The 11,886-nt window shown below is 62.3% G+C and carries 9 protein-coding genes and 1 pseudogene; 6 read left to right on the forward strand and 4 right to left on the reverse strand.

The genetic code is table 11. The features are described from left to right. From FCU66_RS41625 to FCU66_RS03930, 5 genes and pseudogenes are all read left to right on the forward strand, one after another. Positions 1-227 (forward strand): hypothetical protein (locus FCU66_RS41625; RefSeq protein WP_210239717.1); only part of this gene is annotated, 227 nt, incomplete at its 5' end. A 175-nt stretch (positions 228-402) separates the two neighbouring features. Beyond that, the gene (gene rpiA, locus FCU66_RS03915) at positions 403-1,134 is read left to right on the forward strand and encodes a ribose-5-phosphate isomerase RpiA (protein ID WP_136620962.1); all 732 of its coding nucleotides are present in this window, start codon (positions 403-405) and stop codon (positions 1,132-1,134) included. Continuing rightward, on the forward strand, positions 1,121-1,720 hold the full coding sequence (locus FCU66_RS03920; RefSeq protein ID WP_136620961.1) for a DUF2059 domain-containing protein: 600 nt from the start codon (positions 1,121-1,123) through the stop codon (positions 1,718-1,720). Before rpiA ends, FCU66_RS03920 begins: the two co-directional genes overlap by 14 nt. Before the next feature lie 220 nt (positions 1,721-1,940). Then, a complete protein-coding gene (gene gor / locus FCU66_RS03925; RefSeq protein ID WP_136620960.1) occupies positions 1,941-3,332 on the forward strand; it encodes a glutathione-disulfide reductase in 1,392 nt (463 codons plus the stop codon). Positions 3,333-3,364: 32 nt separating this feature from the next. Then, a pseudogene (locus tag FCU66_RS03930) lies at positions 3,365-4,514 on the forward strand (serine hydrolase domain-containing protein). A 119-nt stretch (positions 4,515-4,633) separates the two neighbouring features. On the opposite strand, the gene mgtE reads toward FCU66_RS03930, so the two are convergent. Continuing rightward, positions 4,634-5,998, reverse strand: a complete 1,365-nt coding sequence (gene mgtE / locus FCU66_RS03935) for a magnesium transporter (RefSeq protein WP_136620959.1) — start codon at positions 5,996-5,998, stop codon at positions 4,634-4,636. Between the two features lie 273 nt (positions 5,999-6,271). Continuing rightward, complete coding sequence (locus tag FCU66_RS03940; protein ID WP_168992088.1) at positions 6,272-8,164, reverse strand: ABC transporter ATP-binding protein/permease; 1,893 nt, start codon at positions 8,162-8,164, stop codon at positions 6,272-6,274. Positions 8,165-8,768: 604 nt separating this feature from the next. Between FCU66_RS03940 and FCU66_RS03945 the strand changes: the two genes are divergently transcribed. Beyond that, complete coding sequence (locus FCU66_RS03945; RefSeq protein ID WP_136620957.1) at positions 8,769-9,215, forward strand: hypothetical protein; 447 nt, start codon at positions 8,769-8,771, stop codon at positions 9,213-9,215. Positions 9,216-9,253: 38 nt separating this feature from the next. On the opposite strand, the gene FCU66_RS03950 is transcribed toward FCU66_RS03945, so the two are convergent. Together FCU66_RS03950 and FCU66_RS03955 are read right to left on the reverse strand one after the other, a co-directional pair. Then, the gene (locus FCU66_RS03950; RefSeq protein WP_136620956.1) at positions 9,254-9,934 is read right to left on the reverse strand and encodes a DsbA family oxidoreductase; all 681 of its coding nucleotides are present in this window, start codon (positions 9,932-9,934) and stop codon (positions 9,254-9,256) included. A 17-nt stretch (positions 9,935-9,951) separates the two neighbouring features. Further along, complete coding sequence (locus FCU66_RS03955) at positions 9,952-11,772, reverse strand: extracellular solute-binding protein (protein WP_136620955.1); 1,821 nt, start codon at positions 11,770-11,772, stop codon at positions 9,952-9,954. Positions 11,773-11,886: the final 114 nt, after the last annotated feature.

Raw genomic sequence — 11,886 nt, forward strand, 5'->3', positions numbered from 1 at the left:
CTATACGGGGAGAGGATGCCGGCAGGCAGGTGAGGGGCGGCGCCAGCGTCGGGAAAAGGGTGACGGGGCGAATTCGAAAACCTGAAGCGATTGCCCTGGGCAAGCAGGCCAAGCAAGCAGGCTCCACCGGACCGGGCATTTTCGCGGCGAGCTGCCCGAAATGGAAAACCCGCCACGGCGGCGGGTCGTTGGCGCAAATCGGCACCATGGGCAAATATGTAGCATAGCTGCCATCACCGGATCAAGAAAAAATTCCTATCGGAGCTGCCCACGCATCGCTCTCTGCCCTCGCGTTGCACAACATGCCACTCACCAACAGCAGCAGGCCGCTGCCAAAGGCTTTGACCAGACCGGCAAAGATGCTAGGAGCCCAAAACGTCAGGTTTCAGGGCAGCAAGCGGCATGGATGCAAGGCAATTGAAGGTCGAAGCCGCACGCGCGGCGCTCGCCCATGTGAGCGACGGCATGCGGCTTGGCATCGGCACCGGCACCACGGCCGACGAATTCGTGCGGCTGCTTGCCGAAAAGGTCGCCACCGGCATGACCATCGTCGGCGTGCCGACTTCGGAGCGCACCGCGTTGCTCTGCCGTGAGCTCGGCGTGCCGCTGTCGACGCTGGAAGAAACACCCGAGCTCGATCTCACCGTCGACGGCGCCGACGAAATCGACTCGGAGCTGACCTTGATCAAGGGCGGCGGCGGCGCGCTGCTGCGCGAAAAGATCGTCGCCGCGGCGTCCCAGCGCATGATCGTCATTGCCGACCGCTCGAAGATGGTCGAGACGCTCGGCCGTTTTCCCCTGCCGATCGAAGTCAACCCGTTCGGCCTGCGCGCAACCGAAATCGCGATTGGCGCCGCGGCTGAAAAGCTCGGTCTTTCCGGTCCAGTTATATTGAGGATGACGGGGGGCCGGGCTTTTGTTACAGACGGCGGCCATTTTATCCTCGATGCATCTTTTGGCCGCATTCCGGATACAAGAGCGCTTTCGAATGCTCTCCACGCCATTCCGGGCGTTGTCGAGCATGGTCTTTTCATCGGGCTGGCTTCAGCGGCCATCATCGCCGGCGGCGACGGTATCCAAACCGTCCATGCCGCCCGAAAACCAGGGAGTTCTACCGATCATGATGTTGCATAACCGGGTTCGCAGCCTTTGCGCCGTTCTGGCGGCTTCAGCCGTTCTTGCCTTCTCGTCGCCGGCGTTTTCACAGGATGTCACGGAATCGCACCTGAAGGCCGCTCGCGCGGCCGTCGCGGCGATCCACGCGACCGACCCGTTCGACAACATCCTGCCGCAGGCGGCCGCAGCGCTCGAGTCGCAGCTCATCCAGAAGAACCCGGACATGCAGGAACTGATCGGCAAGACCATCAGCGAGAAGGCACTGGCGCTGGCCTCGCGCCGCGCCGATCTCGAGAAGGAAGCAGCACTCGCCTACGCAAAAGTGTTCTCCGAAAAGGAACTGACCGACATCGCCACCTTCTACAATTCCGATTCGGGCAAGAAGCTGCTCGACAGCGGCCCGACGGTGACCCGCGACCTGGTCAAGGCAGCCGACATCTGGCAGAACGGCGTCGGCCGTGATCTTGCCCAGCAGGTCGGCGAAACGCTGGCCGCTGCCGCCAAGGCCAAGGCGCAGGCAGCGCCTGCCGCGCCCGCGGACGGAGCCGCCCCGGCGGATGGCGCCGCACCCGCCGATGGCGCGGCCCCCGCGGACAACAACTGATCCTGCATTTCAAAACGGCCTAGAGCCTGTTCCACCCCGATGGAATCGGGATGGGGCTCTAGCTCTTTATTTGAGCATGATCTTTTCCGAAAACCGGATTCCACTTTTCGGGATCATGCTCTAGCGGCCATCTGCAAAAGCCCGGCTTGTCCGGGCTTTTCTTTTGCTGCTTCGCGGCCTACCTGTCACTCACATTTCTGAAGCTTGAGGGAGCCGCGTCATGGCCGGTTACGACTACGATCTATTCGTCATCGGCGGCGGCTCGGGTGGGGTGCGCGCGGCGCGCGTGGCGGCCGCGCTCGGCAAGCGCGTCGGCATCGCCGAGGAGTATCGCTATGGCGGCACCTGTGTCATCCGCGGTTGCGTGCCGAAGAAACTCTATGTCTATGCCTCGCAATTTCCCGAGCATTTCGCCGACGCCGCCGGCTATGGCTGGACGGTCCCGGAAGCCAGTTTCGACTGGCAGACGCTGGTTGCCAACAAGGATCGCGAGATCAGCCGGCTGGAGGCGATCTACAAGAGGAACGTCGAGGGCGCCGGCGGCGAGGCTTTTCATTCGCGCGCCATGATCGTCGATCCGCATGTGGTGCATCTTCTCAGCGAAGATCGCACCGTCACCGCCGACCAGATCCTGATCGCCACCGGCGGCCGCCCGGCGGCGCATCCGGCGCTGCCAGGCCACGAACATTGCATCTTTTCCAACGAGGCTTTCGACCTCAAGGAGCTGCCCAAGGCGATCATGATCGAGGGCGGTGGCTACATCGCCGTCGAATTCGCCAACATCTTCCACGGCCTCGGCGTCGACACCACGCTGGTCTACCGCGGCAAGGAGATCCTCAGCCGTTTCGACATGGACTTGCGGCGCATGCTGCACGAGACGATGGAGAAGAAGGGGATAAAGATCCTTTGCCATTCCGTGTCCGAATCGGTCCGCAAACGACCGGACGGCCGGCTCGACGCGCTCGTCAGCGGCGGCAAGGTGCTGACGGTCGACCAGGTGATGCTGGCCATCGGCCGCATTGCCAACACCGAGAATATGGGCCTGGAAGGCATCGGCCTGGAGATGACCAAGACCGGCGCAATCGCGGTCGACGAATACTCGCGCACCAATGTGGACAACATCTGGGCGATCGGCGACGTCACCAACCGCGTACAGCTGACGCCGGTGGCGATCCACGAGGCGATGTGCTTCATCGAAACCGCCTTCAAGGGCAATCCGACCGCGCCCGATCACGAGACGATCGCGACCGCCGTGTTTTCACAGCCGGAGATCGGCACCGTCGGCCTGTCGGAGGACGATGCCGTCAAACGCTTCCCCTACATTGAAATCTACCGTGCGACATTCCGGCCGATGCGGCACACGCTGTCCGGTCGCGACGAGAAGATGCTGATGAAGCTGGTGGTCGATGGCGCGTCGAAGAAGGTGCTTGGCGCCCACGTACTGGGGCCGGATGCCGGCGAGATGGCGCAGCTTCTCGCCATTCCGCTGAAAGCCGGCCTGACCAAGGATGATTTCGACCGCACGATGGCGGTGCATCCGACAGCGGCGGAAGAACTGGTCACCCTGTACAAGCCGACCTATCGCGTGAAGGACGGCGAGCGCATCGGCTGATGCCAGGCGGCTCGTCGCCAAGGGAGCAATCAATGCCCGCACCGCTCGACCATGACTTTGGCGGACGCGTCGATCAGGTTGTCGACAGGGCCGTCGAGGCGGAGCGCATTGTCGGCGCCGTGATCCTTGTCGCCCGACGCGGCGAAATCCTTTACAGCCGGGCCGCCGGCCTTGCCGATCGTGAATCGAAGAAGCCGATGACGGCGGATGCGATCTTCCGGCTGGCGTCGGTGACCAAACCTGTTGTCGCGACCGCAGCGCTTGCTCTCGTCGAAGCCGGCGTAATCGGCCTCGACGATCCCACAGCGAAGTTCATCCCGGAATTCCGGCCGCGGCTGGCCGATGGCAGCGAGCCCGTCATCACCCTCCGACAGCTGCTGACGCACACCGCCGGCCTGAGCTACGGTTTCCGCGAGGCGGCCGACGGACCCTATCATCGAGCAGGGGTCTCCGACGGTCTCGACCAGCCCGGCCTTTCGATGGCCGAGAACCTCAGCCGCATCGCCTCGGTGCCGCTGTCCTATGTGCCGGGAACAGGCTGGGGCTATTCGGTGGCGATGGATGTGCTGGGCGAGGCCATGGCGAGAGCCACTGGCGCCACTTTGCCGGAGCTGGTCGATCGCCTGGTCGTCCAGCCGCTCGGCATGGAAGAGGCAGCCTTTGTCGTGCGCGATCGATCACGGCTGGTGACGCCTTACGCCGATGGACCTGACAAGGCCATTGCCATGGGCGAGCAGCATCGCGTGCCCTTCGGCGACGGCGCTATCTCATTCTCGCCTGGGCGCGTCTTCGACCCTGCATCCTTCGCCTCGGGCGGCACCGGCATGAACGGCACCGCCGGCGATGTCCTCAAGCTTTTAGAGGCGCTGCGTTCCGGGGGTGGATCAGTCATCCGCCCAGAAACGGCAGCGGCGATGACCACGGACGCGATAGCGGGCCTGGAGACCACCATGCCAGGCTGGGGCTGGGGGCTCGGATTTGGTGTGCTGCGGCGACCCGCTTGCCGCGTCGACGCCCCAGGCCGCCGGCACCTGGCGCTGGGGTGGTGTCTACGGTCATTCCTGGTTCGTGGACCCGACACTGGACCTGACGGTGGTGGCGCTGACCAACACGGCCATATCAGGCATGACGGGCGCCTTCCCCGATGCGCTGCGCGACGCCGTCTATGGCAGGCAAATCTAAGACGGGGAAGTGCGGAACCCACCGCCGGCCATGACCGGCGGCGGAGACAGTTGATGCTGCTAGATTTGTTTTGACGCAATTCCGGGCGGAAAACCGTTTCACACTTTTCCTGGAATTGCTCAGAGCAGCGTTCCGCGCAGGATCACCAGCGCGACCGAGAAATAGATCACCAGCCCGGTGACATCGACCAGCGTGGCGACGAACGGAGCCGATGCGCTGGCCGGATCGAAGCCGATGCGTTTCAAGGCGAACGGCAGCATCGACCCCGACAGCGAACCGAAGGTGACGATGCCGACCAGTGCCGCGCCGACCGTCGTGGCGATCAGCGGCCAGTGCGGGCCATAGTCGTAGAAGCCCATATATTGCCAGAGCGCGATGCGGCAGATGCCGACCACGCCGAGCATGGCGCCCAGCACGAGACCGGTCGGCAGCTCGCGCAGCGCCACCCGCCACCAGTCGCCGAGACCGATCTCGCGCAGCGCCAGCGCCCGGATGACGAGCGACGTCGCCTGCGAGCCGGAATTGCCGCCCGAGCTCATGATCAGCGGGATGAACAGCGTCAGCACGATCGCCTTCTCGAGCTCGCCCTCATAGCTTTGCATGGCGTTGGCCGTCAGCATCTCTGAGATGAACAGCGCGCACAGCCAGCCGCCGCGCTTCTTGATCATGGCGAGGAAGCTCATCTTCATATACGGCTCGTCGAGGGCCTCCATGCCGCCGAAACGGTGGACGTCCTCGGTCGTCTCCTCGATCATCGTGTCGATGATGTCGTCGATGGTGACGATGCCGAGGATCTTGCCGTGGTCGACGACCGGGACGGCAAGCAGATCGTATTTCGAGATGGTCTGCGCCAGGGTTTCGCGATCGGTCAGCGGTGTGACCGTCACCGGGACACGATCCGGCGCCACCGTCATGATCGAATCGTCCGGCTCGCCTGTGATCAGCCGGCGCAGGCCGGTCGAACGCACGAGCAGATGCGTTTGCGGATCGACGATATAGATCGCGTAGACGGTCTCGCGCGTCCGCTCGACCTTGCGGATGTAGTCGAGCGTGCGCCCGACAGTCCAGTCCGAGGGCACGCTGACGAACTCCGTCGTCATGATCGAAGCGGCACTGCCTTCGGGATAGCCGAGAATGGAGAGCAGGGTTGCGCGCAGCGGCGGCGCAAGCCCGCCGAGCAGCTCGGAACGCGCCGGCTCGTCGAGCTCGCGCAGGATGTCGGCGGCGCGGTCGACCGACATGGCGGTGAGCAGCTTGCCCGCCTTGGCGCGCGGCAGCGCCTCTATGAGTTCGGACGCGCCGTCGAGTTCGGGCTGATCGAAGATCTCGACCAGCCGCTCGAACGTCACTTCACAAAGCAGTTCCGTCGCGGTTTCGCGCGGCTCCCTGTTCAGGGCCTCGACAATGTCGGCGACGTGATCATTGGCTAGGATACGGGCAATCGCGACGGCCTCGTCGCTCGCTACGGCGGTAAATTCGTTCATGGTTCACTCCTTGCCGTCCGGCAGGACATGAACCATTAGAGGTCACGTCTAGGCGGACGGCGGTTGCGTTCGACTGTGACTGTCGCCAGGCATGGCGCGGTGACCTTTCCGCTTGCGGGTTCGTAGTTTGACTGTCTGCAAGCGGGCGCAACATAGGAGCGCGCCTTGCCGTGTCAATCGCGGTGAGGAAGGAAAATGCCGGCGAGCGGCCGAGATCGCGAGACTGTGATCACCGGCCGCCGCATGACACGGCCGGCTCGGGTCACAGCGTCGCTATTTCTGCTTCAGCCGGCGCGAGAAACGCAGCCACTTGTCCTCGACCGGCCTTGGCTGCGCGAGAATGGTGGTCAGTTCGACAGGCAGGGTCGGCACCAGCGGCTTCTTGGTGGCGACGCCGTCGGCGATCGCGACGATGCTGTGATAGAATTCGTTGCCGGTCATCGATCGCGGCGCCACCGCCTCGTGCATGACGCTGATCACCGTGACATCGGGGCAGTTGTCCTTGATAGCCTGGTGGAAAGCAATTTTGCCATCGGGGTCGAGCGCGCCGGTCGCCTCGTCGAGGAACAGCAGCCCCGGCTGCTGCAGCACGATACGGGCCACCACCAGCTTCTGTTTCTGGCCGCCCGACAGGACCTGATCCCAGCTTTTGCCTTCGCGGTTTTCGTCGGCCATGTGCTCGATAAAGTCGCCCAGGCCTGCCTTGTGCAGCGCTGACGCGACCTGCGCGTCGCCATGGTCGTACTCGGAGCCGGGCAAGCAGACCAGCTGTTTCAGCGACACCGGCTGCAGCTTGACCTCCTGGGCGGCATAGAAACTCTTGACGCCTTCAGGGAAGACGATGGTGCCGCGGCCATAGGGCCACAGGCCGTTGATCGCCTTGATCAGCGAGGTCTTGCCGCAACCGGACTCGCCTTTCAGGAAGGTCCATTCGCCGCGCCGGAAGCGCAAATTGACGGCACTGAGGAACGGCGTGGCATCCTCGCCCTGATGCGCCAGTTCGAGCTTCTGGATGGTCAGGCCGAAAACCGGGTTCTGGCTGGCATAGTTGAAGTCGGAGCGGCCGGTCTGGCTGTAGAACTCCTGCGGATGCTGGACGTTCTCGATCGCGTTGGTCAGCTCGGTGACACGCTGGCTGTTGGCGCGCAGCGTGGCGATGGCGGGCATGACGTGGATGAACCACGAACACTGGCCGATCAGCGAATTGACCAGTTCGGAGCCGGTTATGTAGCCTTTGAGATCGAGGCCGTTGTGGATGAACGGCACCAGGCCCGGTCCATAGGCGACAATGCGGGCGCCGATGAAATTGTAGATCAGCTCGAACGACATGTAGACCGTGTTGACGATGTTCAGCCGCGTCCAGGTGCCGTCGATGTCGACATAGAGCCGGCCATGCATGGTCCTTTGCACGCCTTCGCCCTGAGACGCCGCGACATGGAAGCTGCGGCGCAGGAACGTCGTCAGCTCGCCGCGATAGCTGCCCTCGGCCTGCTGCATCCTGACGTTGAGGCGCTCAAGCAGGCCGCCGAGCTTGACCGCGATCCATGTGTTCAGCGGCACGTAGGTGGCGACGGCCAGGAAGGCGAGGATGGCGCTGCCATAGCTGCCGAGGAACTCCAGCCCCTTCACCTCGACAGAGTTTTCGAGCAGTTTCTGGCCGACAAAATAAAGCGAGGTGGCGACGCCCAGCACACCCATGGCGAGCCCGATGGCGCCGCCGGTCATGTCCTTGATGGATTCCTGGACGCGCTGGTCGATGTTGTCGGGGGCGGGCGCGCCGCTGCCGGTCGACGCATGCTGCGCATGGAAATGCGTATGATTGCCATCCAGCAACGCTTCATTGAAGCGGCTGTCCAGCCAGCCGCGCCATTTGCGGTGCAACGTCGCCGAGACAAGGTTGCGGATGCCGGTGAAGCCGGCGTCCTTGAGCACGACCAGCAGCACAAGGATGCCGGCATTGACCAGCAGCGAGCGAAGCGGCGTGGTGTTGGCGGCGTCATGGAAGAATGCGATCGAGTTGACCAGCTCGCCGGAGGCTTCGGCGAACCAGACACCGGCCTTGCTGGACAGCGCCGTGAGCAGCGCGATCACCAGCGTCAGTGTCCAGGCTTCCTTCCAGCGGTCCGAGACCCAGTAGGCCCGCATCAGGCCCCAGAAGCCGCGCATCGACGATACCGGCGTCAGAGGCGATCGCCTTGCGGCATCGCGAGGTGTTTTTTCCGGTACTGACTCTTGCGATGGTCTACCGACCCGAATCACGATCCCGCCTAACCTTTTTTTCTTTTGTTACGGATGGTAACACCAATTGATCATTTTCCATTAATTTTAAAGCTGGCCGAACTGATTACACCCAACGGCCGTTGCCAAGAGGCAACAGATTACACGCTGAAATATGGCGACAACGGTCGGCAGAAATCAGGATATCCTCATTGATTTCAAATGCTTGATCTACGGAGGCATGCCATCGAAGAAGCTTCCCCTAGGGAAGGTTGCCGCACGGTTTTGTGAACTCGAAATCGCACGAACCGAGCGATTTTCTCAGAGCGGGCTGGCCCGAACATCGGAAAATTTGCCGTTCGTGACCTCGCTGGGCTTGCCATTATCGTCCTTGCCGGAGGCAGGAAGTGACCGGAAAATCGTCCGAGCGGCGCGTTCCGTCTTGTCTGGTCAACTCAGGAACTGTGTTTGACAATTCATCCGTTCGGGATTGAACCTTGCCGGGCATTGTCGACACCCATGCATGTCCGGTTCTCCAACAAGGAAGTTCCCAATGCTTGCACGCGCGGCCGCAATCCTGTCCCTGTTCGCCTGGTTGCCCCTCTTTGCCTGGGTACCTCTAGCGCATGCCGCCGAGCAGAGCATCCCAGCCGGCGCCGACGGCCAGATCGAGTTCAACACGCCGACCGGCAACATCGGCTGCATCTACACGGCGAAAGGCGGCACCGGCACCTATGAGCCGAGGGATGGCGGCCCGGAATTAAGTTGCTCCCGCGTCGAGCCGAGCTATGTCACCATCATCCTGGGCCCGAAGGGGCCGGCGACACTGATCAAAAACCCAGGCGAGCAAGGCTGCTGCAGCGATGTCGACAAGCTTGGCTACGGCAACAGCTGGAGCGCAGGGCCGTTCTCGTGCCAGTCGTCAACCAAGGGACTGACCTGCACGGCCACAAACGGCCATGGATTTTTCATCAGCAAGGCCAAGGTGACGGTGAAGTAAGACTTGCTCTTGTCGGGAAAGGAGAGGGGTGGCCAGCCTCATTCGACCTTTTCCAATTCGCCACGCGCCTTGGCAGCCGCCACCTGACGAATGGCATCAGCCAGCGTATCGGCATCCTGCGCGCCCATGACCGCGTATTTGCCCTCGAGCAGGAAGCACGGCACGCCTGTTATGCCCATGCGCGACGCGGTGGCGATCTCGGTGCGAACCGCCTCGACATCGGCGTCAGTCGGCAAAAGCGTGGCAACGACGGACGCGTCCATGCCGGCCTCGCGCGCGGCTTCGATCAGCACGGCATGGTCGCCGATGTTGGCGCCTTCCTCGAAATTCAGCTGGAACAGCCGGCGCACCAGCCTGTTCTGCACGGCTTCGCCGGCGGCACCCGCCCAGCGGATCAGGCGGTGCGCATCCAATGTGTTCGGCGCCACCTTGATGGCGTCGAAGGCGAAGGAAATGCCTTCGACTTCGCCGAGCGGCTCGATGCGGGCATGAATCTCGCGGATACGCTCGTCGCTGCCGAACTTGGCCAGCATGTAGTCGTGGCGATCCTTGCCTTGCGGCGGAATGGTCGGATCGAGCTGGAACGGCCGCCAGCGAATATGCACGTCGACATCGCCGACAGCGGCGATCGCTCTGTCGAGCCGCTTCTGACCGATGAAGCACCATGGGCAGACCACATCGGACACCACATCGACGGTGATGGCGTTCGGTTCGCTCATCTCGATCTCCTGTATCTTCAATTCGGCTTGCGCCACCAGGTTGGCAGTTGATACCCAAATATGGGCGTCTTTTGCGGATGTTCCAGGTAGTTCCAGTAGGCAATCCATTGCTGTGTGTTGTACTGGGTCGGCACCATATAGTTGCCGGAGATCAGCAGTCGGTCGAGCACGCGAACGGCAGCGACATAGTCTTCCTTCGAACGGGCGCGCAGCATCGCCTCGATCGCCGCATCCACCGCAGGATCAGCGACCCCGGCAAGGTTGAACGAACCTTCGGCCTTGGCCGCTTCGGACCCCCAGCGTCCGAGCTGTTCAATGCCGGGCGACAACGAATTGTTGAAGCCGCTCGACCCGATCAGAGCTTCGAAATCGAAGCGCTGCTTGCGTGACTGGATCTGGTCGCCATCGAGGCTGCGAATGGTGACATCGATGCCGATCTTCTCCAGCGTGCGCTGGTAGATGCCGGCGAGGCGCTCTTCGTCCTGTGAAGCAACCAGAATCTCGAAGCCGAAGGGTTTGCCGTCGGGATCGAGCATCGTCCCGTCCTGCACGTGATAACCGATGCTTTTCAGCAGATCGAAGGCAGCTTTCAGCACTTTGCGATCCTGACCTGAACCATCCGTGACCGGTGGTCGATACGTGCCATCCATCACATCAGCCGGTACGCGGCCGGGGTAGGGTGCCAGAAACGCCCTTTCCCTGTCGTCGGCCGGGTGGCCGAGCGCGGAAAGCTCGGAATTCTGCCAATAACTCATCGCGCGCGCGTATTTTCCGCCGAACAGGTTCTTGTTGGCCCATTCGAAGTCGTAAAGCATCCCGAGTGCACGCCGCACCACCGGGTTGGAAAACTTCTGCAGCCGCATGTTGAACAGGAAGCCGGTCACCACGGGTGGAATGCCGGTGTCGAAGGTTTCGGCGATCACTTCCCCTTTGTGGAACGCCGGAAAATCGAGATCGCGCTCACGCTTGACCGGATCGCTGTCGTCGTCAATGGCGCAGAGACCCTTCTTGAACGCTTCGAGCTTGGCGTTGGCGTTGAGAAAATATTCGATGGTGATCTGGTCATAATTGTCGAAGCCGCGCTTGGCTGGAACGCCCTTGCCCCAATAGTCCGGGTTGCGCTTGAAGACGATGCGCTGGCCGGGCTGCACTTGCGCTATTGTATAGGGGCCGCTGCCAATCAGCGGCTTCAGCGTCGTCTTGTCGAAGGTCTCCTTGTTAAAGGCATGTTTCGGCAGGATCGGCGTCAGCGCGATGATCAAGGGCGTCTCACGATTGGCCTTGTCGTTGAAGGTGAAGCGAACGCTGTGGTCGCCGGTCTTTTCAAGCTTGGCGATCAAGCTCATCCGTGCGCTGTAGGGCGGACGGCCCTTGTCGGTATAGACATCGTAGGTGAACAGCACATCCTCCGGCGTCACCGGCTGGCCGTCCGACCATTTGGCATTCGGGTTGAGATGGAACTCGATGCTCTTGCGCTCGGGGTCCATGTCAGCGGTGTCGGCAAGCAAGCCATACAGGCTGAAGGGCTCATCGTAGTTACGCTGCATCAGCGGTTCAAAGACGAGATTGCCGTAATTCTGATCCATCATGCCGCGCGCCGTCGTGCGCAGGCTTTTGAGGATGAAAGGGTTGAGATTGTCGAAGCTGCCGACGACGCAATAGGTGATCGAACCACCCTTCGGCGCATCGGGATTGACGTAGTTGAAATGCGTGTAGTCGGGGGGCAGCGCCGGTTCGCCCTGCATGGCGATCGCGTGCTTCGGCTCCGATGCGGCCGGCTGATGCGAAAGTGCGAGAAACGATATCGCGGTGATCAGCCAAACAAGAACGCGGCCCATGACCGTCTCCTTACTGGGTCGGCTTGATGATTCGGTGTGCACCCTAGCATGAGGCGGCTGCGCGCCGGCCAACCGCGCGTTCAACAATTGCGAGCGTCGGGCTGGATTCGGCCT

The sequence above is a fragment of the Mesorhizobium norvegicum genome, assembly GCF_004919685.1.
GTDB classification, from domain to species: domain Bacteria; phylum Pseudomonadota; class Alphaproteobacteria; order Rhizobiales; family Rhizobiaceae; genus Mesorhizobium; species Mesorhizobium norvegicum.